The 23,315-nt window shown below is 60.1% G+C and carries 20 protein-coding genes and 1 pseudogene; 7 read left to right on the forward strand and 14 right to left on the reverse strand.

Features of this window, described 5'->3' with window-relative positions; all coding sequences use genetic code 11:
* The first annotated feature begins 496 nt into the window (after positions 1-496).
* From ACZ9BX_RS28625 to ACZ9BX_RS28650, 6 genes and pseudogenes are all read left to right on the forward strand, one after another.
* A complete protein-coding gene (locus ACZ9BX_RS28625; protein WP_476221565.1) occupies positions 497-1,219 on the forward strand; it encodes a FadR/GntR family transcriptional regulator in 723 nt (240 codons plus the stop codon).
* Positions 1,216-2,382 (forward strand): PLP-dependent transferase, encoded by a 1,167-nt coding sequence (locus ACZ9BX_RS28630; protein ID WP_476221566.1) that lies wholly within the window; start codon positions 1,216-1,218, stop codon positions 2,380-2,382. The genes ACZ9BX_RS28625 and ACZ9BX_RS28630 overlap by 4 nt, the downstream gene beginning before the upstream one ends.
* Positions 2,383-2,421: 39 nt before the next feature.
* The gene (locus tag ACZ9BX_RS28635; protein ID WP_476221567.1) at positions 2,422-3,681 is read left to right on the forward strand and encodes an ABC transporter substrate-binding protein; all 1,260 of its coding nucleotides are present in this window, start codon (positions 2,422-2,424) and stop codon (positions 3,679-3,681) included.
* Positions 3,682-3,870: 189 nt separating this feature from the next.
* Positions 3,871-4,806 carry a carbohydrate ABC transporter permease gene (locus ACZ9BX_RS28640; protein ID WP_027511037.1) on the forward strand — a complete coding sequence of 312 codons (936 nt, stop codon included), beginning with the start codon at positions 3,871-3,873 and terminating at the stop codon, positions 4,804-4,806.
* A gap of 4 nt (positions 4,807-4,810) precedes the next feature.
* Positions 4,811-5,640 (forward strand): annotated as a pseudogene (locus ACZ9BX_RS28645) (carbohydrate ABC transporter permease).
* A 4-nt stretch (positions 5,641-5,644) separates the two neighbouring features.
* The gene (locus tag ACZ9BX_RS28650) at positions 5,645-6,700 is read left to right on the forward strand and encodes an ABC transporter ATP-binding protein (RefSeq protein WP_476221570.1); all 1,056 of its coding nucleotides are present in this window, start codon (positions 5,645-5,647) and stop codon (positions 6,698-6,700) included.
* Here the strand turns inward: ACZ9BX_RS28650 and ACZ9BX_RS28655 are convergent.
* The 14 genes from ACZ9BX_RS28655 to ACZ9BX_RS28720 form a co-directional block, all read right to left on the reverse strand.
* Complete coding sequence (locus ACZ9BX_RS28655) at positions 6,668-6,853, reverse strand: hypothetical protein (RefSeq protein ID WP_476221572.1); 186 nt, start codon at positions 6,851-6,853, stop codon at positions 6,668-6,670. The genes ACZ9BX_RS28650 and ACZ9BX_RS28655 overlap by 33 nt on opposite strands.
* Before the next feature lie 124 nt (positions 6,854-6,977).
* Positions 6,978-8,015: an MBL fold metallo-hydrolase gene (locus tag ACZ9BX_RS28660; RefSeq protein ID WP_476221574.1), complete on the reverse strand. Its 1,038-nt coding sequence runs from the start codon at positions 8,013-8,015 to the stop codon at positions 6,978-6,980.
* A gap of 48 nt (positions 8,016-8,063) precedes the next feature.
* Entirely contained in the window at positions 8,064-8,726 is a 663-nt protein-coding gene (locus tag ACZ9BX_RS28665; protein ID WP_476221575.1) for a peroxiredoxin, read from the reverse strand.
* A gap of 193 nt (positions 8,727-8,919) precedes the next feature.
* Entirely contained in the window at positions 8,920-9,963 is a 1,044-nt protein-coding gene (locus ACZ9BX_RS28670) for a sulfate/molybdate ABC transporter ATP-binding protein (RefSeq protein ID WP_476221576.1), read from the reverse strand.
* Between the two features lie 10 nt (positions 9,964-9,973).
* The gene (gene cysW, locus ACZ9BX_RS28675; RefSeq protein WP_027511031.1) at positions 9,974-10,846 is read right to left on the reverse strand and encodes a sulfate ABC transporter permease subunit CysW; all 873 of its coding nucleotides are present in this window, start codon (positions 10,844-10,846) and stop codon (positions 9,974-9,976) included.
* Positions 10,836-11,693 carry a sulfate ABC transporter permease subunit CysT gene (gene cysT / locus ACZ9BX_RS28680; RefSeq protein WP_476221577.1) on the reverse strand — a complete coding sequence of 286 codons (858 nt, stop codon included), beginning with the start codon at positions 11,691-11,693 and terminating at the stop codon, positions 10,836-10,838. Before cysT ends, cysW begins: the two co-directional genes overlap by 11 nt.
* A gap of 8 nt (positions 11,694-11,701) precedes the next feature.
* Positions 11,702-12,727, reverse strand: coding sequence for a sulfate ABC transporter substrate-binding protein (locus ACZ9BX_RS28685; RefSeq protein ID WP_476221579.1), 1,026 nt, complete (start codon positions 12,725-12,727; stop codon positions 11,702-11,704).
* Positions 12,728-12,994: 267 nt separating this feature from the next.
* Positions 12,995-13,450, reverse strand: coding sequence for a PTS sugar transporter subunit IIA (locus tag ACZ9BX_RS28690; RefSeq protein WP_476221581.1), 456 nt, complete (start codon positions 13,448-13,450; stop codon positions 12,995-12,997).
* A gap of 41 nt (positions 13,451-13,491) precedes the next feature.
* Entirely contained in the window at positions 13,492-14,184 is a 693-nt protein-coding gene (locus ACZ9BX_RS28695) for a response regulator transcription factor (RefSeq protein WP_476221583.1), read from the reverse strand.
* Positions 14,181-16,889: a DUF4118 domain-containing protein gene (locus ACZ9BX_RS28700; protein ID WP_476221584.1), complete on the reverse strand. Its 2,709-nt coding sequence runs from the start codon at positions 16,887-16,889 to the stop codon at positions 14,181-14,183. The genes ACZ9BX_RS28695 and ACZ9BX_RS28700 overlap by 4 nt, the downstream gene beginning before the upstream one ends.
* A gap of 63 nt (positions 16,890-16,952) precedes the next feature.
* Positions 16,953-17,522, reverse strand: coding sequence for a potassium-transporting ATPase subunit KdpC (gene kdpC / locus ACZ9BX_RS28705; RefSeq protein ID WP_476221586.1), 570 nt, complete (start codon positions 17,520-17,522; stop codon positions 16,953-16,955).
* 12 nt (positions 17,523-17,534) lie between these two features.
* Entirely contained in the window at positions 17,535-19,622 is a 2,088-nt protein-coding gene (kdpB, locus tag ACZ9BX_RS28710) for a potassium-transporting ATPase subunit KdpB (RefSeq protein WP_476221587.1), read from the reverse strand.
* Between the two features lie 206 nt (positions 19,623-19,828).
* Positions 19,829-21,532, reverse strand: coding sequence for a potassium-transporting ATPase subunit KdpA (gene kdpA, locus ACZ9BX_RS28715; RefSeq protein WP_476221588.1), 1,704 nt, complete (start codon positions 21,530-21,532; stop codon positions 19,829-19,831).
* 32 nt (positions 21,533-21,564) lie between these two features.
* Entirely contained in the window at positions 21,565-21,654 is a 90-nt protein-coding gene (locus ACZ9BX_RS28720; RefSeq protein WP_183754975.1) for a K(+)-transporting ATPase subunit F, read from the reverse strand.
* A gap of 453 nt (positions 21,655-22,107) precedes the next feature.
* Between ACZ9BX_RS28720 and ACZ9BX_RS28725 the strand changes: the two genes are divergently transcribed.
* Complete coding sequence (locus ACZ9BX_RS28725; RefSeq protein ID WP_476221590.1) at positions 22,108-23,151, forward strand: NAD(P)-dependent alcohol dehydrogenase; 1,044 nt, start codon at positions 22,108-22,110, stop codon at positions 23,149-23,151.
* Positions 23,152-23,315: the final 164 nt, after the last annotated feature.

Here is a 23,315-nt window from a genome sequence, read left to right on the forward strand (position 1 = left end):
ACCGCATGTCAATTCTGATTAGAAAAATGCAAACAGCCGATAGTTCCTGTTGGGCGGAAATGCGGTTCAAGCTCTGGGATTTCCTCCTCAAGGGTTAGACGCGATGTATCGAGAATCTCGCACCCAGCCTGCCACATCGGCTTCTGCCATAAACTAGGAACGCCGAAGCGCCCATCCTTTGGTTGGCTTGACCACCACTGAGCGCGATGTCGACGTTTGCGAATTGTTGCATGTAGAGCGGTTTGGATGTGCCACGTTTGATTGATCGCGGCAAGAAAATGGCCGGATCGCACCGAAATAGGAATACAATCCTACACTTCACTTCCGGCGCAGCGTTCAGAAAATCTTATGGGGTATTTTCGGAACTGAATTGCGATTTTTTGGAAAATCGAGCTTCGCTCTACAGTTGTCTTGGCATCTTGACGGGTCGGACTCTTTGAGAAATGCTAAGATGTCAGACCAATTTAGCGTCTGCTTGGGAAGACATCGGGGAACCATGAAGGCAAACGTCAGCGATAATCCCTTGATCCGGCCGCTTCCGGTAATGGATCGCGCGCGTCAGGTCACAGACGCGTTGGCTCACTACGTCGACGCCGCGAAGCTTAAAACAGGCGACAGGCTGCCTGCCGAACGCGAACTCATGGCAGCCCTTGCCGTCGGCCGTTCGACCATTCGCGAGGCGATCCGGCACTTTCAGGCACTTGGAGTCATCGAGACGCGCAAGGGAAGCGGCACCTATCTGCTGAAGCCTGTTTCCAAGGCGACCATCCACATGCCGCTGTCGCTCGACACGGCACATCTTCGCGACGTGCTTTTGCAGACGCTGGAGGTTCGCCGCGGTATCGAATGCGAAGCGGGCATGGTGGCCGCGCGGCGCAGAACAGCCAGAGATCTAGTGATCATCGAGGAGAAGCTCGGCGAGATGGAACGAGTGCACCATGCGAAGGGCACATCCGGTCCCGAAGACCTCGCCTTTCACATGGCGGTTTACGACGCAACTCACAATCCGCTGTTCGGTCAGCTTCTTGAACAGATGCGTGAGGCCTTCGAGCGCTTCTGGACCCACCCGTTCGACCGGGAAGACTTCGCGCGCCGGTCCTTTCCGTTCCACCGCACGCTTTTCAACGCGATCGGCGCTCAGGACGCGGAGGCTGCTCGCGAAGAAACATTGAAAATTCTCGAGGTCGTCGAGGAAGACATCAAGGAAATGTCCAAATGAGCAGCGGCTTGCAACCGTTCGATCTTGCTTCGCTGATCACCGCGCACGACGAGGGCAACTTTGCCGACGCGGTCGTTCCGCCGATTTTTCAGACATCGCTTTTCACCTTCACCGATTACGACGACATGATTGCCTCCTATCGCGGCGAGAAGGTGCGACCGATCTATACGCGCGGGCTCAACCCGACGGTGCGTATGTTCGAGGAAATGCTGGCAAAGCTCGAAGGCGCGGAAGATGCGGTCGGCTTTGCAAGCGGCATGTCGGCGATCTCGTCTGCAGTTTTAAGTTTCGTCGAGCCTGGCGACCGGATCGTGGCGGTCAAGCATGTCTATCCCGATGCTTTCCGTCTGTTCGGCACGATCCTGAAGCGCATGAAGGTTGAAGTGAGCTATGTCGATGGACGCGACGAGGAGGCAGTCGCCAAGGCACTGCCCGGCGCCAAGGTCTTTTACATGGAAAGCCCGACGAGCTGGATTATGGAAGCCCATGACGTCGGCGCGCTTGCGGCACTTGCCAGGGCGCACGGCGTCGTCACGATGATAGACAATAGCTGGGCTAGTCCTTTCTTCCAGCAGCCGCTGACCTTGGGTGTCGATCTCGTCATTCACTCGGCATCGAAATATCTCGGCGGCCACAGCGATGTCGTCGCCGGCGTGGTTGCAGGCTCCAAGGAAATGATCGCGCATATCAAGGCCGAGGCCTATCCTTATCTCGGCGGCAAGCTTTCGCCCTTCGATGCCTGGCTCCTGATCCGCGGTCTCCGTACCCTGCCGCTCCGCATGAAGGCCCACGAGGCTGCGGCGATGACGATCGCCCAGCGCCTGCAGGCGCTCGATGTGGTCGAGCAGGTCTGCCATCCTGGCCTTACCAACCGCCTGCCTGTGGGCCTCAACGGCACGTCGGGCCTCTTTTCGTTCATATTCCGCGATGGCGTCGATATCCGCGCCTTCGCCGATCACCTCAAGCTCTTCAAACTGGGAGTGAGCTGGGGTGGACATGAAAGCCTGATCGTACCAGGCGAGGTCGTGCTTCAGCAGAAAGCGCAGCCGAATTCCGCGCATGCCTTTGGCATTCATCCGCGGTCCGTACGCCTCCATGTCGGCCTCGAAGGAACCGAGGCGCTGTGGAGAGATATCGAAGCGGCGATTGCCGCCGCTTCATAATCTTCAACCTGAGAGAACACCAAAAAGGGGGAACTGAATATGAAAAGACTGATAACCGCAACGCTCTTCGCCACGATGATCGCAGGCACGGCCCTTGCCGATACGACGCTGAAGCTCGTCGAAGTCATCACCAGTCCGGAGCGCACCGAGACGCTGAAATCGATCGTCGGCAAGTTCGAAGCCGAAAACCCAGGCACCAAGGTCGAGATCATCTCTCTGCCGTGGAACGAAGCCTTCCAGAAGTTCGCGACGATGGTGTCGGCGGGCGATACGCCCGATGTGATGGAAATGCCTGACACCTGGCTTTCGCTCTATGGCAACAATGGCATGCTCGAAAGCCTTGAGCCCTATCTCGAGAAGTGGGAGCACACCAAGGAACTGACGCCGCGCGCGCTCGAACTCGGCCGCGATGTCAAGGACACGGCCTATATGCTGCCGTACGGCTTCTATCTGCGCGCCATGTTCTACAACAAGAAGCTGCTGCAGGATGCAGGTGTCGCCGAACCGCCGAAGACGATGGACGAATTTACCAAGGCCTCCGAAGCGGTCTCCAAGATCTCCGGCAAATACGGCTACTGCATGCGCGGCGGCCCGGGCGGGCTCAACGGCTGGATGATTTTCGCCGCCTCCATGGCAGGCGACAACAAGTATTTCAACGAAGACGGCACCTCGACCATGAACAGCCCCGGCTGGGCAAAAGGCATCGAGTGGATGGTCGACCTCTACAAGAAGGGCTATGCGCCGAAGGACAGCGTGAACTGGGGCTTCAACGAGGTCGTTGCCGGCTTTTACTCGGGCACCTGCGCTTTCCTCGACCAGGATCCGGATGCCCTGATCGCCATCGCCGAGCGCATGAAGAAGGAGGACTTCGGCGTCATCCCGCTGCCGAAAGGCCCGGACGGCAAATCCTTCCCGACGATCGGCTATGCGGGCTGGTCGATGTTCACGACGAGCCAGAACAAGGAACTTTCCTGGAAGCTGATTGCAACGCTCGAAGGTCCGGAAGGCAACATCGAGTGGAATAAGAAGATCGGCGCCCTGCCGGCCTACACGGCCGCCGAGAAGGATCCCTTCTATGCGGGCGACCAGTTCAAGGGCTGGTTCGAAGAACTGGCCGACCCAAACACGATTCCGACCGTCATGCCGACCTATCTCGAAGAATTCGCCTTCTTCAAGGATTCGCTGGCGATCAAGACCTCGCAGCAGGCACTTCTCGGCGACATCACACCGAAGGAATTGGCCGATCAGTGGGCCGATTACCTGACCAAGGCACAGCAGAAGTTCCTGGCTAAGAAGTAAAACGGCTGGCTTTGAGGCTGGAGCCTCTCATCCCACCCTTCGGGCCACCTTCTCCCCACTGGGGAGAAGGGACCCGAGAGGTCGCGCCATATCTCTTCCCGCCATCGGAGAGAGGGTGCCGGCAGGCGGATGAGGGGGCTGGGCGCCGGTCAAGACCTACGCGTAAAACATGATGAGAGCCGCAATCCGATGACTATGACCGCCGACACGCGCGACATGCGCCCCGACCGCAGGCCGTGGCTTCAGCGTCTTGCGGATGCCTCGGAACCTTATCTCTACAGCGCGCCGTCGCTGATCCTCATCATAGCGGTCATGCTGGTGCCACTCGTGGTGGGCATCTCCTATGCTTTCCGCGACATCCAGCTTCTGAACCCATTTTCCGGCGGCTTCATCGGGCTTGAGCATTTCCGCGCCCTTTCTGCGGATGCAGCCTTCTACGGCGCGCTTCGGAATACGCTGTGGTGGACCGGGGCTTCCGTCATCTTGCAGTTCATCTTCGGGCTCATCCTGGCGCTGCTCCTCGACAAGCCGTTCTGGGGCAGGGGTATCGTTCAGGCGCTGGTCTTCCTGCCGTGGGCGGTCCCATCTTTCCTTGCCGGTCTCAACTGGGCCTGGCTATTTAATCCTGTGATCGGGCCGATCCCACACTGGCTCTTCGGTCTTGGGCTGATGGGCGCGCCCAGCAATATCCTCTCTGATCCGCAATATGCGATGTGGGGACCGATCATCGCCAATGTCTGGTGGGGCATTCCATTCTTCGCGATCACGCTGCTTGCTGCACTTCAGGCAATCCCGCGCGACCTTTATGAAGCTGCGTCCATCGACGGCGCCGGCTGGTTCCAGCGTTTCCGTTCGATCACGCTTCCCTTCCTTGCGCCAACGATTGCCATCACCGTGCTGTTGCGCACCGTCTGGGTGTCGAACTTCGCCGACCTCATCGTCGTAATGACAGGCGGCGGACCTGCGGACCGGACGCAGATCGTCGCCAGCTACATCTTCACTCAGGCCTTCAGGCGGCTCGATTTCGGCTATGCCTCGGCGATCGCGCTGGTGCTGCTCGCGCTGCTGCTTGCCTATTCCATGCTGATCATCCTGCTTAGGCAGACTTTGCTGAACAAGGACTGAGCCGATGAGACGATCCATCATTCCGACCATCGCGCATCGGTTGGCGATCCTCTGCTATATCGTTTCGCGCTCTTCCCACTTTTCTGGCTGCTGAAGGTCTCGGTGACGCCGAACGATCTTCTTTATACCGAAGGCGTGCGCATGTGGCCGTCGCGCACGACGTGGACTCACTATTCCTTCGTGCTTCAGCACAGTGCCTTTCCGACCTTCTTCAAGAACAGCTTGATCGTGTCGGCGTCTACTGCGGTGGCGGTGACGATCTGCGCCTCGCTTTCCGGTTATGCGCTGTCGCGCTTCAACTTCCGGGCAAAATACTGGATCGTCGCGCTGATGCTTTTGACGCAGATGTTCCCGCTGGTCATGCTCGTCGCACCCATCTTCAAAATCCTCTCGCCGTTGCACCTGACGAACAGCCTGACCGGCCTCGTCGTCGTCTATACGGCCTTCAACGTGCCCTTCGCGACCTTCCTGATGCAGTCCTTCTTCGACGGCATCCCGAAGGATCTTGAAGAGGCCGCGCTGATTGATGGCGCCACACAGTTCACCGCGTTTCGGCAAATCATACTGCCGCTGACGCTTCCGGGGATTGCTGCAACGCTCGGCTTCGTCTTCACGGCGGCGTGGAGCGAGCTGCTCTTCGCGCTTATGCTCATCAACGGTAACGACGCGGCGACCTTCCCGGTCGGCCTTCTCACGTTCGTTTCGAAATTCTCCGTGGATTTCGGGCAGATGATGGCGGCGGGCGTCATGGCGCTCATTCCAGCCGGCCTCTTCTTCCTACTCATTCAGCGTTATCTCGTCCAGGGCCTGACGGCCGGCGCGGTCAAGGGTTAGTCACATGGCATCGATCGATATCCAGAACATCAAGAAAGCCTATGGCCACGTACAGGTGCTGCATGACATCGATCTGCGCATCAAGGATGGGGAATTCGTCGTGCTCGTCGGCCCGTCGGGCTGCGGCAAATCCACCTTGCTGCGCATGATCGCGGGCCTGGAAGACGTCACTGGCGGCGAAATCCGCATTGCCGGGAAGCGGGTCAACGAGCTGCACCCGAAGGACCGGGACATCGCCATGGTGTTCCAGTCCTACGCGCTTTATCCGCACATGAACGTCGCCGGAAACATGAGCTACAGCCTGAAGCTCAGGAAGACGGCGAAGGAAAAGATTGCGAGTGCGGTTGCAAATGCGGCCTCCAAACTTGGCCTCGATCCGCTGCTTGAACGACGGCCGAAGGCACTTTCTGGCGGCCAGCGGCAGCGTGTCGCCATGGGCCGGGCCATCGTGCGTCAGCCGAAGGCCTTCCTCTTCGACGAGCCGCTTTCGAACCTCGACGCGCGTCTTCGCGAACAGATGCGGGCGGAGATCAAGAAATTGCATGGTGACCTGAAGGCGACCTCGATCTATGTGACGCACGACCAGATCGAGGCGATGACGCTGGCGGACCGGATCGTCGCCATGCATGGCGGGGTCGTCCAGCAGGTCGGCAGCCCGCTCGAACTCTACGACAGGCCCGCCAATCTTTTCGTCGCAGGCTTCATCGGCTCACCGGGTATGAATTTTCTCGATGCAATTTACGAGGCGAGCGGGGTCAGGCTCAAGGACGGGACACTTGTTCCCCTATCGGCGCCGCTTGCGCTTTCGAGCGGCGCGAAAGTCACGCTCGGCGTCCGCCCGGAGCATGTGGTCATGACGGATCAAAGCGGCATCCGCGCTGAGGTCGAACTAGTCGAGCCGACGGGCTTCGGCATTATCCTGCATCTCTCACTGCATGGGTTGCCGTTCAAAGTCTTCACGCTTGACCGCGAAGCGCTGGCGTCCGGGCCGAAAGTCAACGTCTCCTTTCCGGCACAGCATCTGCATCTATTCGATAGTGAGGGGAACAGGGCAGGCTGAGGTCTTTTCCTCCGCCCCATCGGCTATACGGCTCCACAGGGCGGCCTGGCGCTCATTGCCGAGACTCTTGCTGACCTGCAGCCAGATCTCGTCGCCGCACCCGACGTCCAAAATACTGTCCAGCTCAAAAATTTCCTTCATGATGGAAAGCATACAAGCGGGTGATTTTTCCGTGTTCGTGCCGTGCTTTTGGTGCCAATCGAAATCACAGATGTGAGCAAGCTCCGTGATTAATGGATAGATGCCATTGCACAGCTGAAAAAATCGATGATGCGGTCTATCGGACCACTGGCCCGTTCGCCTTCTTCCAGGCGTCGAGGCCACCTTCGATGTGGCAGGCGCTGGCAAGTCCGGCATCATGGGCTGCCTGCACGGCCATCGCCGAACGTTCGCCGAAGGCGCAGTAGAACAGGACGCGCTTGCCGGCGGCGGTCGCCATTTCATGCAGCATGCCGCCCGCGCTGATGTTTTCCTGTAAATCCAGATAGGGGGAATGCAGAGAGCCGGGGATCGTTCCATGCTTCTCGCGTTCTGCCTTCTCGCGCAGATCGACGATTGCAATGTCGGGGCGGCCGCGCAGCGTCACGGCGTCGGCAGCGGAGACGGCCCAGCCTTTACGTGCGATCTCATCTTGATGCAGACCGACATGGATATTTGCGGGCACGGCCACATCCATCATCTTCGGGTTGGGTAGCTTCAGGTTGTTCATGAGGTCGGCATATTCGTCAGCCGATCGAACCTTGAGGCGCGGATTGAAGAGCTTCTCCTCGCCGATGGTCGAAACCGTGTCGCCCTTATAGTCGTGCGCCGGATAGACCAGCGTCTCGTCGGGCAATTTGAGGAGCTTGTTGAAGATGGAATCATATTGCTGAAGCGGATTGCCGTTCTGGAAATCGGTGCGTCCGGTGCCGCGGATGAGCAGCGTGTCGCCCGTGAACACGCGGCCGTTCATGAGGAAGGAATAGGAATCGTCGGTATGGCCGGGCGTATAGAGCACGTCGAGGCTCAGTCCCTCGATCGCGACACGGTCACCTTCGGTCACGCGCATCGAGACGACGTCGGCAAGCGTCTGTTCGCCCATCACGGTAATGCAATGGGTGCGGTCGCGCAGTGCGCCCAACCCGGTAATGTGGTCGGCGTGCAGATGCGTATCCACGGCCTTGACCAGCTTGAGGTCAAGCTCTTCCACGAGCTTGAGATAGCGATCGACCTTCTCGAGCACGGGATCGATGATGAGCGCCTCACCCCCTTGCCGGCTGGCGATGAGATAGGTGTAGGTGCCGGAAACGCTGTCGAAGAGCTGACGGAAGATCATCGGCACCTCCCTTTCGCAATGTTGCCCCGGACGAACCGGATGCTGCTGTTACGTCTCTGGCTGCGGGACGATCCGGATGTATGGCTTCGGCGCGTTCCATCCTTTCGGATAGATCGTCCTGGCTTCGTCGTCGCTCACTGAGCCGGCGATGATGACGTCTTCGCCTTGCTTCCAGTTCACCGGCGTCGCGACCCTGTGTTTGGCCGTCAGCTGCAGCGAGTCGATCACACGCAGCACTTCATCGAAATTGCGGCCGGTGGTCATCGGATAGACGAGGATCAGCTTGATCTTTTTGTCCGGGCCGATGACGAAGACGTTGCGCACCGTCTGGTTGTCGGCCGGCGTGCGCGTCGTCGGATCGCCGGATACTGCTGCCGGAAGCATGCCATAGAGCTTCGACACGTTGTAGTCGGTATCGGCAATCATCGGGAAATTCGGTGCTGCGCCCTGCGTTTCCTTGATGTCGCTTGCCCAGCCGGAATGGCGGTCGAGCGGATCGACAGACAGGCCAATGATCTTCACTCCGCGTCTATCGAACTCGGGCTTGATCCTGGCCATGTAGCCCAGTTCCGTGGTGCAGACTGGCGTGAAATCTTTTGGATGTGAGAACAGGACAGCCCAGGAATTGCCGACCCAGTCGTGAAACTGGATCTTGCCTTCGGTCGTTTCTGCCTGGAAATCCGGTGCGACATCGTTGATTGCGAGAGACATGATCTCCTCCACCTGACAAATGGTTGCCAAAACGTTTCGCAGGTATGGTTATTGGACATTTCTCTAAAATAAGCAATGCGTAATATAAAGCATGGCGCTTTCTTTGATGCCGCCGGCAACATATTTGAGAAGTCGTCGGCAATACATTTGAACTTTCGTGTCTCCTCTACTCCTTTTGGAGAGGCAAGGACCATCAAGCGCTCCTGAACAGCTTCCAGCGTTTCGGACGGAAGGCGATGCGGTTGCGGTCAAGGCTGTCAGCCTGTGCAGGCGGCAGTTCGAGCTCGATCGATGGGTGATCCTTGCCGATATTGACCTCGATATGGCGCGTGCCGGCCACGCGGCGGCTGGAGACGAGCAGGCCGGCAATGCAGCCGCCGCAGCCGTCGCGCAGTTCGATATCGTGCGGACGGAAATAGAGCTGCGCTTGGCCGTCCGCCTCGTTCTGCGCCGTGAGCCCCAGCGGGCGGTCTTCGAACCAGATTTCGCCGCTGGCAACGCGCACATCCAGACAGTTTGACTGACCGACGAAGCCGAAGACGAAAGGTGAATTCGGGTTGTCGTAGACCTGGTCCGGCGTGCCGACCTGTTCGATCGCGCCCTGGCTCATGACGACGACGCGGTCGGCGAGTTCCATCGCCTCGTCCTGGTCATGCGTGACGAAAACCGTGGTGTGGCCGGTGCGGTCGTGGATTTCACGCAGCCATTTGCGCAGGTCCTTGCGCACCTGGGCGTCGAGCGCGCCGAAGGGCTCATCGAGAAGCAGTACGTTCGGCTCAACTGCGAGCGCGCGGGCGAGGGCGACGCGCTGGCGCTGGCCGCCCGAGAGCTGGGCCGGATAGCGTTTCTCCAGGCCGGAAAGCTGCACGAGATCGAGCAGTTCCAGCGCGCGGCTGCGGATTTCGGTTTTTGATGGGCGGCGGGCCGTGTTGCGCACCTTGAGCCCGAAGGCGACGTTGTCGAGCACCGTCATGTAGCGGAAGAGGGCGTAGTGCTGGAACACGAAGCCGATATTGCGCTCTTGCACGGTCTTTTTCGAGGCATCTTCGTCACCGAAGTAGATCAGGCCCTCGGTCGGGCTCTCGAGGCCGGCAATGAGGCGCAGCAATGTCGTCTTGCCGGAGCCGGACGGCCCGAGCAGCGCGATCAGTTCGCCGGAGCGGATATCAAGAGAGACGTCGTGCAACGCCGGAAAACGCTCGAATTCCTTGCGCAGGTTCTGAATGCGAACTTCCATTTTATTTCCTTCAGTGCCGCCGGCTGGCGGCGATTTCTTCGCTGTATCGCATTTCGAGCAGCGTCTTCAAAACAAGGGTCACAAGGGCAAGCAAGGCAAGCAAGGTCGCAACGGCAAAGGCGCCGGTAAAGTTATATTCGTTGTAGAGAATTTCTACCTGCAGCGGCATGGTGTTCGTCTGGCCGCGGATATGGCCGGAGACGACGGAGACGGCACCGAACTCGCCCATGGCGCGGGCGTTGCAGAGCAGCACACCATAAAGCAGGCCCCATTTAATGTTCGGCAAGGTGACGTGCCAGAAGGTCTGCCAGCCGCTGGCCCCTAGCGACAAGGCAGCCTCTTCGTCCGCCGTTCCCTGCTCCTGCATCAGCGGGATCAATTCCCGCGCGACGAAGGGGAAAGTGACGAACATGGTGGCAAGGATCAGTCCCGGCACGGCGAAAAGAATCTTGATGTCGTGCGCATCGAACCATTTTCCGAGATAGGTATTGGCGCCGAAAAGCAGCACGAAGACGAGGCCGGAAATAACCGGCGAGACGGAGAAAGGCAGGTCGATCAAGGTCGTCAGGAAAGCCTTGCCCTTGAACTCGAACTTGGCAATCGCCCAAGCCGCCGCAACGCCGAAAAACAGGTTCAGCGGTACACTGATTCCGGCGACGACAAGGGTCAGCCGAATCGCGGAAAAGGTTTCCGCATCCTGCAGCGCCTCGAAGAAAGCACTCCCGCCCTTGCGAAAGGCCTCGACGAAGACCGCCGCAAGCGGCAGCAGCAAAATAAGGAGCAGGAAGATCAGCGACAGGATGATGAGCGTCCAGCGGGCGAACCTGGTTTCGGTGATGACCGAGCGGACCTTGGTTGAGCGAGCGATCGTGTCAAATGCCATTCCCATACCTCCGCCTGCTCCAACTCTGGATGAGATTGATGACCAGCAGCATGATGAACGAGATGATCAGCATGACTGCAGCAATACCTGTCGCGGCCGCGTAGTTGTATTCTTCCAATTTGATGACGATCAAAAGCGGCGCAATCTCCGATTTGAACGGCAGGTTGCCGGCAATGAAGATGACCGAGCCGTATTCGCCGACGCCGCGAGCGAACGCCAGTGCAAAGCCCGTCAGCACGGCAGGCGCGAGTGCTGGAAGCAGGACGCGGAAGATCGTCTGGAAACGATTGGCACCGAGCGTTGCGGCAGCTTCTTCTACCTCCTTGTCGATCTCTTCCATCACCGGCTGCACGGTACGCACCACGAAGGGTAGACCGACAAAAACGAGAGCGACGACGATGCCCACCGGTGTGAAGGCGATCCTGATGCCGAGCGGCGTCAGGAACTGGCCGATCCAGCCGTTCGGCGCATAGAGCGTCGTCAAGGCGATGCCGGCAACGGCGGTCGGCAGTGCGAAAGGCAGATCGACCATCGCATCAATGACGCGCTTGCCGGGGAAACGGTAGCGCACCAACACCCAGGCGAGGATGACGCCGAAAGCGGCATTGACGCAGGCCGCGACGAACGCGGCCCCGAAGCTAATGCGAAGCGCGCTTAGAGTACGCTGATCGAGCGCGATCGACACGAATTTGTCCCAGCCGAGTTCGCTCGAGCGCCAGGCGAGGCCCGAGAGCGGGATGAGGATCAGAAGGGTGAGCCAGGTCAAGGTAAGGCCGAGCGCTATTCCAAAACCTGGAATGACGCTCGGCCGTTTGAACCGCCACCGTGTGGGGCTATGTGCTTTCATGCGGCGTATTATTGGGCCGGCTTGTAGATTTGGTCAAACACGCCGCCATCACCGAAGAATTTCGGCTGCGCCTCCTTCCACCCGCCGAAGTCGTCGATAGTCGCGAGCTTCAGGTTCTGGAAACGGGCAATGTCCGCCTTGTCGGCGACTTCCGGCTTGCTCGGGCGATAGAAGTGCTTGGCAGCGATCTTCTGGCCTTCATCGGAGTAGAGGTAGTTGAGATAGGCTTCGGCGACCTTGCGCGTGCCTTTCTTGTCGACGTTGCCGTCGACGATTGCGACCGGGGGATCGGCGCGGATCGACAGGGTCGGCGTGACGATCTCAAACTCGTCCGGACCAAGTTCCTCCAGCGAAAGATAGGCTTCGTTTTCCCAGGCGAGCAGAACATCGCCCAGACCGCGCTGGACGAAGGTCGTCGTTGCGCCGCGAGCGCCGGTGTCGAGCACCGGAACGTGCTGTAGCAGCTGCGTCACGTATTCCTGGGCTTTGGTGTCATTGCCACCGTTTGCCTGCTTGGCCCAAGCCCAGGCGGCCAGGAAGTTCCAGCGTGCGCCGCCCGAGGTCTTCGGGTTCGGCGTGATGACCTGGACATCTTCCTTGATCAGGTCGCCCCAATCCTTGATGCCCTTCGGATTGCCCTTGCGGACGAGGAAAACGATGGTGGAGGTGTAGGGCGCCGAATTGTTCGGGAACTTGGACTTCCAATCGGCCGCGATCTTGCCGGTCTTCTTGGCGATCGCATCGATGTCGCCTTCGAGTGCGAGAGTTACGACATCGGCCTCAAGGCCATCGATGACCGAACGCGCCTGGGCGCCGGAGCCGCCGTGCGACGTCTGGATCGTGACCGTCTCGCCGGTATCCTTCTGCCACTTTTCGGCAAAGGCGGCATTGAAATCCTTATACAATTCGCGCGTCGGGTCGTAGGACACGTTGAGAAGCGTCTGATCGGCGAAAGCCGGGGCAGCGGCGCCGATTGCTGCGCTGCCTGCAAAGACAGCGGCCGCAAGCAGCCGGATCATCCTTATTGATCGCATGGGAACCTCCTTCGTTCTGCCTAAACTCTATCAACTTGGTCGTATAACGAAACGAACGTTCTTCCGGTTCCCCAGGTGCTTTTAGAATGTCATCCCATATGATGGGCAAATCTGAAATGAGCATCCTGCCCGGCGATATGTCCGCATTGCGAGCCATCCTAAGAAATGTGGCATTCCGGCCACAAGAAGGCTGCTGAATAACAGATTCGCGACAGGACGGGCGATGATGTCTCAAGGGATCAGGCGCTGCGCTCAAACCGCGCTCTCTCATGGTCGTGAATCTCCTATGAAACTCGAATAGAATTCATCGACGTTTTTTGCCTTGCGCATCGACATAAGGACGCCATCTGACTGCAGGCGCCGTGCGATGGCGGCAAGCACGTTTAGGTATGCGCCTCGATTGCTCTCTCCGAAAAGTAGCATGAAGGCAATGTCCGTCGGCACGTCGTCGATCGCCTCGAAATCCAGTGGCTGCGCGAAACGCACAAGAAGGCCGCGTGGGCTCGTCATGCCGGCGATCGCCGCATGCGGCACCGCGATGCCGTTGCCGATGCCGGTCGAGCCGAGGTTTTCACGGCTTTCCAGCGCCTGGAGGATGATCTTCTCCTCGATGTCGAATGCTTTGCCGGCCTTTTCCGCGAGGCTCCGCAGCGCACGCCACTTCGTCGCCCCCGAGACGCCGATGAAGGCATGCTCCGGCCGGATGATGTCTGCGAGGGTCATGTCTTTCCCGTTGTCATATTGACCGGATGAGGCGCCCGAAATCAATCCGGCTCTCTGAGCCGGTAGCCGACGCCGGTTTCGGTGGTGATATATTGCGGCTGGTCCGGAATCTGCTCCACCTTTTGCCGCAGCTGGCGGACATAGACGCGCAGATACTGAACGTCGGCTGCCGGTCCCCAAATCTGTTTCAGAAGGAACTGATGCGTCAGCACCTTGCCGGCGTGCTGGGCGAGCACTCGAAGGATATCGTATTCCTTCGGAGACAGCTTGATCTCCCTGTCGTCCACCTTGACGATCCGCTTGACGAGATCGATGGAAAGACCACCGGTTTGGAAGATGGCCTTTTCGCCCTGCTGCTGCAGCCGATGGCGGAGTGCCACACGGATGCGGGCACCGAGCTCGTTGATGCCGAAGGGTTTCGTCACATAGTCGTCAGCGCCGGTTTCGAGCGCCTTGACGATGCCCGCCTCGTCGGTGCGGCTGGAGAGGATGACGACGGGCATGGAAAGGCCATCTTCGCGCCATTCGCGCAGCAGGTCGTGGCCCGGCTTGTCGGGAAGGCCGAGATCCAGAACGATGAGGTCCGGCTCATTTTCTTTCACGGCCCGATCGGCACTAGCGGCATTCGGCGCCTCATGCACCTCGTAGCCTTGCGCACTGAGCCCGACGCGAAGCAGTTTGCGGATCGGCGGCTCGTCGTCGACGACGAGAATTTTCACGGCTGAACCGGTCATTTGAGCTCATCCAGTTTTGGAATGTCATTGGGTTTCGGCAGGCGGATGGTAAAGACGGCGCCGGAGCGGTCCTTGCGGTTTCCGGCAACGATCGTTCCTCCCATTGCCTCGATGAAACCGCGGCAGATGGAAAGGCCGAGACCTGTTCCGGCACGCACCTGGTCGCCCTTGCGGACGCGATGGAAGGTGTCGAAGACACGGGTGAGATCGTTGGGTGGAATACCCGGGCCCCCGTCGGCAATCTGAATGACGACGTGTCCGGCATCGGCCCAGCCCTCGATGCGGATCGCCGAACCTTCAGGCGCATATTTCGCAGCATTGTCGAGCAGGTTGAAGAGCGCCTGTTCGAAAAGCACCGGATCGACACGCACCATCGGCAGGTCGGCAGGCATGATCATCTCGGTCTTGTGACGCTCAAGGATCTTGATGGCCCGCCTCAGCGCGCTGCCGGCGATATCGCCTGGATAGTGCAGGCCGTAATTCGGCTCCATGGCTCCGGATTCGATTTTCGTCATGTCGAGCAGGTTGGCGATGAACCGGTTCAGGCGTTCGGATTCGTCGATAACTGTCGACAGAAGATCGTCGCGATCTTCTGCCAGCATGGAGCCGAAATAGTCGCGCAATGTGCCGGCGGCGCCAAGGATCGCGGCCAGCGGCGTCTTCAGGTCGTGCGAGATCGATGTCAGCAAGGCGGAACGCAACCGGTCGGCTTCGGCGGCGAGCTTGGCGCGATCGACATCGGCGACGAGCTGTATGCGCTCGATGGCAAGCGCTGCCTGGTCGGCAAGCGCATCCAGGAGCCGCTGCTGCTCGGGCGTAAAGAGCGGCCCGTCGCGGCGGTCGCTGTCGAGACCGATGACGCCGACGGCGGTGCGCCCGGTTCGCAGCGGCACATAAAGGCGTTTGGCGCCGGGAAGCGTGTCCGCGCCGCGCCCGGCGGCATGATTGTGTTCCCAGGCCCAGCGTGCCGCGGCAATATCGGCATCGTCCAGCGTGTCGTCAGGTGGATATCCTGCCTTGACCGCGATCGTACCTTCTTCGGGCAGAAGCAGGACGACACGGACCTTGAGCATCGAGGCGATCTGGAAGGCGGTTGCCCAGAGCACGTCGTCAAGCGTGCCGGTGCTCGCGAGCTTGCGGGAAAAAAGATAAAGGTCCTCGGTGGTGCGCGCACGCTGACGCGCGGCCGCTGCCTGCCGCTGAACGGCTGCCGTCAGGTTACTCGCAATCAGCGCAACGCCGATAAAGAAGAAAAAGGCGACCACGCTTTCCGGATCCCGGATCGTCAGGGTGAAACGCGGCGGCAGGAAGAAGAAGTTGAAGGCAAGCGCGCCCAGAAGGCAGCTGTAGAGCGCGGGCCGCAAACCGTGGAGGACGGCGGAGGTGAGCACTGCCATCAGGAAAACCAGGGCAAGGTTGCGCACGTCCAGAACCTGATCGAGCACCACGCTGAATCCGAGCGCTGCGGCAACATAGGCCGTTGCGAGCAGATAGGCCTTGATGTTGAAGGCCGGCAATGCAGGTGCCAGTCTGACGCCTCGGCCCGCGCTGTCGTCCTTCTCGTTGCCGGAGATGACATGAATGCTGATATCGCCGGCGAGCCGGATCAGATCGTCGACCGGCGAATGCTGAAACCATTGGCGCCATGTGGGCGCCTCGGGCGAACCGACAACGATATGCGTGACGTTGTTGGCGCTCGCGTGGCGAAGCAATTCCTCGGCGACCCGGTTGCCGGGAAGCGTGAGTGCCTCGCCGCCGAGCCGCTCGGCTAGGCGCAGCGTTGCTGCAATCGTATCCCGCTCTTCTTCTGTCAGGCTGATCGACCGGTTGGTTTCGATATAGACGGCGGACCATGGCCCGCGCAGCCGCGAAGCCATGCGTGTGGCATAGCGCACGAGCGAGGCAGATCGCGGATGGTGATCGATCGAGACGAGCACGCGTTCGCCGGCAGCCCATGGACCAGAGATCGCATGCGCCTGCATATGGCTTACAAGCTGGTCGTCGACACGCTGTGCAGTCTTGCGCAACGCAAGTTCACGAAGTGCCGTCAGATTCCCGGGCGTGAAATAGTTGGTCAGCGCGCGTTCGGCCGTTTTCGGCACATAGACCTTGCCATCGTGCAGGCGCTTGATCAGGTCGTCGGGCGTCAGGTCGATGATCTCGATATCGTCAGCCATGTCGATCACGGAGTCGGGCACCGTCTCGCGGACGCGGATGCGGGTGATCTGCGAAACGACGTCGTTCAGGCTCTCGACATGCTGGATGTTCAGCGTCGTATAGACGTCGATGCCGCGATCCAGCAGCTCCTTGACGTCGAGATAGCGTTTCGGATGGCGGCTGCCTTCGGCGTTGGTGTGGGCAAGTTCATCGACGAGGACGAGCCCCGGCTTGCGGGCGAGGATGGCGTCGAGGTCCATCTCCTCCAGGGTGTGGCCCTTGTAATGGACATTCACCCGCGGAATGATCGCAAAGCCGTCGAGCAGCGCATGGGTTTCCCTGCGGCCGTGGGTCTCGACGACCCCAACAACAACGTCGATGCCGTCCGCAAGCTTTGCCCGTCCGGAAACCAGCATTTCATAGGTCTTGCCGACGCCAGGTGCGGCGCCGAGGAATATCTTCAACCGGCCGCGCGTTTCGGCCCGCGCCTTCTCGAGAAGCGCGTCTGGCGAGGGCCTTGCAACCTGATCGCGGTTATCGTCCGGCATTCGCATGATCTTTCCGATGAGCAGGCCCTGGACCGCTCGCGAACCGTCCGGGGCCTACAACCTTTACTGAGTCATAGAAGCATCGAGGGCCCGGTTCAATGCCAGAACATTGACGTTCGGTTCGCCAAGGATGCCGAGTTCAGGGTGCTGTATGGCGCTATCCACCAGCGCCTTTACCGCGGCCTCGTCCATGTTGCGGGCCTTGGCGACGCGCGGCACTTGGAAGTAGGCAGCGTCCGGCGAGATATGCGGGTCAAGCCCGCTGCCGGAGGCGGTCACCAGATCGATCGGCAGTTCGGCATTCGGGTTTGTCGCCTTGGCGGCCTCGTAGTCGGCCTTCACACGGTCGATCAGCTTCTGGCTGGTCGGGCCGAGGTTCGAGCCGCCGGAGCTTGCGGCATTGTAGCCGTCGCCCGCCGCCGAAGGACGGCCGTGGAAATACGTGTCGCTGGTGAAGGCCTGGCCGATCAGCGTCGAGCCGATCACCTGGCCATCCTTCTCGATCAGGCTGCCATTTGCCTGCGTCGGAAACAGCGCCTTGGCGACGCCTGTCATGGCAAGCGGGTAAAGCAGGCCGGTGATGGCCGTGGTGGCAACGAACATGACGATCGCTGGTCGAAGTTGTTTCAACATTGCTGGTACTCCTTAGGCGAGGCCGGCAGCGGCGATCAGCATGTCGATCGCCTTGATGCCGATGAACGGAACGACAATGCCGCCGAGGCCGTAGATCAAAAGGTTGCGCGAAAGCAGGGCGCCCGCGCCAATCGGACGGTAGCGCACGCCTTTGAGGGACAAGGGGATCAACGCGATGATGATCAGCGCGTTGAAGATGATCGCCGAGAGGATGGCGCTTTGCGGCGACGACAAGCCCATGACGTTCAGCGCGGAAAGCTGCGGGTAGAAGGTGAGGAACATCGCCGGGATGATGGCGAAATACTTGGCGATATCGTTGGCGATCGAAAAGGTCGTCAGCGCGCCTCGGGTCATCAAGAGCTGCTTGCCGATCTCGACGATCTCGATGAGCTTCGTCGGGTCGCTGTCGAGGTCGACCATGTTGCCCGCCTCGCGGGCGGCGACGGTGCCGGTATTCATGGCGACACCGACGTCGGCCTGGGCAAGGGCCGGTGCGTCGTTCGTGCCGTCGCCGCACATGGCGACCAGCTTGCCTTTCGCCTGTTCCTCGCGGATGAGCGTCAGCTTGTTCTCGGGCGTTGCCTGCGCCAGGAAGTCGTCGACGCCGGCTTCGGCGGCGATCGCAGCGGCGGTCATCGGATTGTCGCCGGTGATCATGACGGTACGGATGCCCATGCGGCGCAGTTCGGCGAAACGCTCGCGGATGCCGCCCTTGACGATGTCCTTGAGCTGGATGACGCCAAGCAGACGGCCGTCACGGGCAACGGCAAGCGGCGTGCCGCCGGACTTGGCGATTTCGTCGGCGATTGTCTGCAACTGCTTCACGACGTCGCTGTTGATCCGCAATGCGACTGCGGCGTTGCCCGACATAGATGTTGAGCCTTCGCCGACATAGGCAAGCACCGCGTCGACAGCGCCCTTGCGTATTGATGAGCCCTCGACATCGACCCCGCTCATGCGGGTCTGGGCCGTGAAGGGCACGAAAGTCGCCTTCAGGCTCGCCATCTCGCGGCCGCGGATGGCGTATTTCTCCTTGGCAAGCACGACGATCGATCGGCCTTCCGGCGTTTCGTCGGCAAGCGAAGCGAGCTGGGCTGCGTCGGCAAGCTCCTGCTCGGAGACGCCGCGGACCGGATGAAAGGCGGTTGCCTGGCGGTTGCCGAGGGTGATGGTGCCTGTCTTGTCGAGCAGCAGCGTGTCAACGTCTCCGGCGGCTTCGACGGCGCGGCCGGACATGGCGAGCACGTTGAAGCGGACAAGACGGTCCATGCCGGCAATGCCGATCGCCGAGAGCAGGGCGCCGATCGTCGTCGGGATCAATGTCACGAAGAGCGCAACGAGCATGATGATGGGGATCGAGCCGCCGGCATAGATCGCAAAGCTCGGGATCGTCGCCGTCGCGAGAACGAAGATTAGCGTCATGCCGGCGAGCAGGATGTTGAGGGCGATCTCGTTCGGGGTCTTCTGGCGTTCCGCACCTTCGACGAGTGAGATCATGCGGTCGAGGAAGGTCGACCCCGCAGCCGCCGTGATGCGAACGCGGATCCAGTCGGAGAGCACCTGCGTGCCGCCGGTGACCGCCGAACGATCACCGCCCGATTCGCGGATCACCGGCGCGGATTCACCGGTGATCGCAGCTTCGTTGACCGAGGCGACACCTTCGACGACTTCGCCGTCCGACGGGATGATGTCGCCGGCCTCGACAAGGACAAGGTCGCCGACCTTCAGGCTCGTGCCGGGCACCATGCGATAGCCCGTGCCGTCATTGGCCATCAGCAGCTTGGCTTGGGTTTCGGTGCGGGCCCTGCGAAGTGAGTCGGCCTGCGCCTTGCCACGGCCTTCGGCAACAGCCTCGGCGAAGTTGGCGAAAAGCACCGTGAACCAGAGCCAGAGATTGATCTGGAAGGAAAAGCCGAGATTTCCGCGGCCGGTGATGAGATCGCGGAGGAAGAGAACGGTCGTGAGCGCCGAGACTGTGGCCACGACGAACATGACCGGGTTTCGGGCAAGCGTCCGCGGGTTGAGCTTCTTGAAAGCAGCGCTGACTGCCGGAATGAGGATGCGAGAATCCATGATGCTCGCGGATTTTGCCTGGCTCATAAGAGACTCCAGCTTGAAAGAGTAATGCGACCGTCGCGCGGTCAGCCATGTAGGATTCGAACGGCGGCGAGGATGACGAGGAGGCCGGCCATCATCACCAGGATGATGTCGGAGGCCCGCGCCATCCGCTCGCTGTCACATCCCGGTGAACCGGGATGTGACTTGAAGGGGCTGCGAGGTCTGTGACGAAGGATCATGTCTTCACCTCAGAAGGTCTGGCCGGCGATCATCATCAGGTGCTCGACGACCGGGCCGAGGGCCAGGGCCGGAAAGAAGGTCAGGCCGCCGACGATCAGGATGGTGCCGCCCAGAAGCCCGACGAAGAGCGGACCATCGGTCGGGAATGTGCCTGCTGAGGCGGGAACCGACTTCTTGGCGACCAACGAACCTGCGATTGCAAGGGCCGGGATGATGACCAGGAAGCGCCCAGCCAGCATGCCGATGCCGAGCGTGATGTTGTACCAGGGCGTGTTGCCGGTCAGGCCACCGAAAGCCGAGCCGTTGTTGGCCGCAGCCGAGGTATAGGCATAAAGGATTTCGGAGAAGCCATGCGGACCGGCCGTGCCGATCGAGGCGACGGCTGAGGGAAGCACGGTTGCGATTGCCGTGAAGATCAGCATTGCGGCCGGCAGGCAGAGAATGGCAAGCACGGCCATTTTCATTTCCTTGGCTTCGATCTTCTTGCCGAGATATTCCGGCGTACGGCCGACCATCAGGCCTGCGACAAAGATCGCGATGATGATGAACAGCAAGATGCCGTAAAAGCCTGCGCCCACGCCGCCGACGATGACTTCGCCGAGCTGCATGTTGATCAGCGGGATGAGGCCACCAAACGCGGTGAAACTGCCGTGCATCGCGTTGACGGCGCCGCAGGAGGCGGCGGTCGTGATGACGGCAAACAGCGAGGAGAGCGCGACGCCGAAGCGGACTTCCTTGCCTTCCATATTGCCACCGTTGAGCCCGAAGGCGTGCATCAGCGGATTGCCGGAGGCTTCCGCCCAGTAAGTGACGCCGACGCCGATGACGAACAGGATGCCCATCGTGGCAAGGATCGCCCAGCCCTGGCGCTGGTTGCCGACCATGCGGCCGAAAACATTGGTCAATGCGGCGCCGATCGCGAAGATGGAAAGCATCTGGACGAGGTTAGAAATGGCGTCCGGATTCTCGAAGGGATGCGCGGAATTGGCATTGAAGAAGCCTCCGCCGTTTGTTCCCAGCATCTTGATGGCAAGCTGGGAGGCAACGGGGCCGACAGCGATTGTCTGCTTGGCGCCTTCAAGCGTCGTTGCTTCCACATAAGGGCCGAGCGTCTGCGGAACGCCGAGATAGACATAGACCAGCGTCAGTATGATGCAGAGCGGCAGCAGCACGTAGAGCGTGCTGCGGATCATATCGACCCAGAAATTGCCGATTGCCTTACCGGACGCGCGCGCAAAGGCGCGGATTAGGCCGACGGCAATGGCAATACCGGTTGCAGCCGACACGAAGTTCTGAACGGTGAGCCCTACCATCTGCGTGAGGTAGGACATCGTGCTTTCGCCGCCGTAATTCTGCCAATTCGTGTTGGTGACGAAGCTTACGGCGGTGTTGAACGACAGCTCCGGCGGCACGGAGGTCATGCCGGCCGGGTTATAGGGGAGAACAGCCTGCAGGCGCATCAGCGCATAAAGGACGAGCACGCCCAGGAAATTGAAAAGCAGCATCGAAAAAGCATAGGAGGTCCAATGCTGCTCCTCGCGCTCGCTCGTGCCGGCAATGGCGTAAAGCCCGCGCTCGATTGGAACGAGGACCGGTGAAAGGAATGTGCGCTCGCCGTCGAAGACACGCGTCATGTAGCCGCCGAGCGGTTTGACGAGCGCGATGAGGATCCCGCAGTAAAGCAGGATCTGAAGCCATCCGTTGAGGGTCATGGGAGGTAACTTTCAGTACCCGGGCTTCTTGATCAGAAGCGCTCGGGGCGAATAAGAGCGTAGGTAAGGTAAACGGTCAGAAACACCGTCACCGCACCGCTTAAGATATAATCGAGTATCATGATGTTCCTCGGTTCAGAGCCTGTCGCAGGCGCTGGTATAGGCAAAGCACAGTGCGAAGAATGCGACCGCAATGCCGGGTAGAATGATGTCCATCATCGATCTTGACTCCTGTTGTTGTTCTTTGGAGTCAGACAAGACAAAGGGCACCGTCTTTGAAAGACGGCACCTTTCGGGCTTTCTGGCGCGGAGATGATCTTGCCGATCTCTCGAGCGTCAATATGCTGCCGAAGCGCATAAAGGTTCGAGACGGGGCGGAGGCCGCCGATATAAAAATCTTATAAGTGCCCATGTCCGCTGCTTGCGCTCAATCCCGTCAGCTTAGCCGAGCATTTCATCATGCGGTGAGCAAAAGCCTCGCATTTCTGTTGAATTGCGAGGCCCAGGGGTCGTATAGTCGGTCAAACGGTGTCTGCTGTGAATCGGACGAAATCATCAGGGAAGGAAACCGACATATGGCCAAAGTCCGTGCGCTGGTCCTGGAACGCCAGCATGAGCTTGCGCTTCGCGACGTCGATCTGCCGCTGGAAACAGGACCGGGAAAGGTGAAGATCAGGATCCATACCGTCGGCGTCTGTGGTTCGGACGTGCATTACTACACGCACGGCAGGATCGGACCCTTTGTGGTCCAGGAACCAATGGTGCTCGGTCATGAAGCTGCAGGCACGGTGGTCGAAGTCGGCGAAGGCGTAACGCATCTGAAAGCCGGCGACCGCGTCTGCATGGAGCCCGGTATTCCCGATCCGAATTCGAAGGCAAGTCGTCTCGGCATGTACAACGTCGATCCTGCCGTCACCTTCTGGGCGACGCCGCCGGTTCACGGTGTGCTGACGCCGGAAGTGGTTCATCCCGCCAATTATACATTCAAGTTGCCGGACAATGTGAGCTTTGCCGAAGGCGCCATGGTCGAGCCCTTCGCGGTCGGCATGCAGGCAGCGGCAAAAGCGAAGATTGCACCGGGCGACACAGCCGTCGTCGTCGGCGCCGGACCGATCGGAACGATGGTGGCGATTGCTGCCCTTGCCGGAGGCTGCGCCCGGGCCATCGTTGCCGATCTCGCCCAGCCGAAGCTCGATATCGCTGCGCAGTACCAGGGCGTCATTCCGGTCAATATCCGCGAGAAGAACCTCACTGACGAGGTGAGACGGCTGACGGATGGCTGGGGCGCGGACGTGATCTTCGAGTGCTCCGGATCGCCAAAGGCCTGGGAGACGATTATGGACCTGGCGCGCCCAGGCGGCGTCATCGTTGCCGTCGGCCTTCCGGTCAATCCGATCGGCTTCGACGTTTCGACCGCCTCGACCAAGGAAATCCGCATCGAAACGGTCTTCCGCTACGCGCACCAGTACGAGCGTTCGATCGCACTGCTCGGCTCCGGCCGCGTCGACCTGAAGCCGTTGATCTCGGAGACCTTCAAATTCGAGGATTCGATCAAGGCGTTCGACCGCGCAGTGGAAGCGCGGCCGACCGATGTGAAACTGCAGATCGTGATGGAGTGATCCATTTTTTTCGGGAATCCCCGTCGGGGTCGAAATGCCCGAGCAGTATCCGGACCGGACAGAATTCGCGAGTGGGCTCCCGGCAGCCCACTCTTTAGATCTCTAACGGCACATATGCGGCCAGCCGGCGATCGTCCATAGTCTTATTTGTACAGACCATTGTC

The sequence above is a fragment of the Rhizobium sp. USDA 3886 genome (assembly GCF_056279785.1).

What these genes read in the sequence shown, in the direction of transcription:
- ACZ9BX_RS28720 (WP_183754975.1), bottom strand. Translation starts at nt 21,654, where the DNA reads ATGATACTCGATTATATCTTAAGCGGTGCGGTGACGGTGTTTCTGACC.
- ACZ9BX_RS28690 (WP_476221581.1), bottom strand. Translation starts at nt 13,450, where the DNA reads ATGACCCTCGCAGACATCATCCGGCCGGAGCATGCCTTCATCGGCGTC.
- ACZ9BX_RS28670 (WP_476221576.1), bottom strand. Translation starts at nt 9,963, where the DNA reads ATGGAAGTTCGCATTCAGAACCTGCGCAAGGAATTCGAGCGTTTTCCG.
- ACZ9BX_RS28695 (WP_476221583.1), bottom strand. Translation starts at nt 14,184, where the DNA reads ATGACCGGTTCAGCCGTGAAAATTCTCGTCGTCGACGACGAGCCGCCG.
- ACZ9BX_RS28700 (WP_476221584.1), bottom strand. Translation starts at nt 16,889, where the DNA reads ATGCCGGACGATAACCGCGATCAGGTTGCAAGGCCCTCGCCAGACGCG.
- ACZ9BX_RS28640 (WP_027511037.1), top strand. Translation starts at nt 3,871, where the DNA reads ATGACTATGACCGCCGACACGCGCGACATGCGCCCCGACCGCAGGCCG.
- kdpB (WP_476221587.1), bottom strand. Translation starts at nt 19,622, where the DNA reads ATGAGCCAGGCAAAATCCGCGAGCATCATGGATTCTCGCATCCTCATT.
- cysT (WP_476221577.1), bottom strand. Translation starts at nt 11,693, where the DNA reads ATGAAAGCACATAGCCCCACACGGTGGCGGTTCAAACGGCCGAGCGTC.
- cysW (WP_027511031.1), bottom strand. Translation starts at nt 10,846, where the DNA reads ATGGCATTTGACACGATCGCTCGCTCAACCAAGGTCCGCTCGGTCATC.
- ACZ9BX_RS28625 (WP_476221565.1), top strand. Translation starts at nt 497, where the DNA reads ATGAAGGCAAACGTCAGCGATAATCCCTTGATCCGGCCGCTTCCGGTA.
- kdpA (WP_476221588.1), bottom strand. Translation starts at nt 21,532, where the DNA reads ATGACCCTCAACGGATGGCTTCAGATCCTGCTTTACTGCGGGATCCTC.
- kdpC (WP_476221586.1), bottom strand. Translation starts at nt 17,522, where the DNA reads ATGTTGAAACAACTTCGACCAGCGATCGTCATGTTCGTTGCCACCACG.
- ACZ9BX_RS28685 (WP_476221579.1), bottom strand. Translation starts at nt 12,727, where the DNA reads ATGCGATCAATAAGGATGATCCGGCTGCTTGCGGCCGCTGTCTTTGCA.
- ACZ9BX_RS28725 (WP_476221590.1), top strand. Translation starts at nt 22,108, where the DNA reads ATGGCCAAAGTCCGTGCGCTGGTCCTGGAACGCCAGCATGAGCTTGCG.
- ACZ9BX_RS28630 (WP_476221566.1), top strand. Translation starts at nt 1,216, where the DNA reads ATGAGCAGCGGCTTGCAACCGTTCGATCTTGCTTCGCTGATCACCGCG.
- ACZ9BX_RS28660 (WP_476221574.1), bottom strand. Translation starts at nt 8,015, where the DNA reads ATGATCTTCCGTCAGCTCTTCGACAGCGTTTCCGGCACCTACACCTAT.
- ACZ9BX_RS28665 (WP_476221575.1), bottom strand. Translation starts at nt 8,726, where the DNA reads ATGTCTCTCGCAATCAACGATGTCGCACCGGATTTCCAGGCAGAAACG.
- ACZ9BX_RS28635 (WP_476221567.1), top strand. Translation starts at nt 2,422, where the DNA reads ATGAAAAGACTGATAACCGCAACGCTCTTCGCCACGATGATCGCAGGC.
- ACZ9BX_RS28655 (WP_476221572.1), bottom strand. Translation starts at nt 6,853, where the DNA reads ATGCTTTCCATCATGAAGGAAATTTTTGAGCTGGACAGTATTTTGGAC.
- ACZ9BX_RS28650 (WP_476221570.1), top strand. Translation starts at nt 5,645, where the DNA reads ATGGCATCGATCGATATCCAGAACATCAAGAAAGCCTATGGCCACGTA.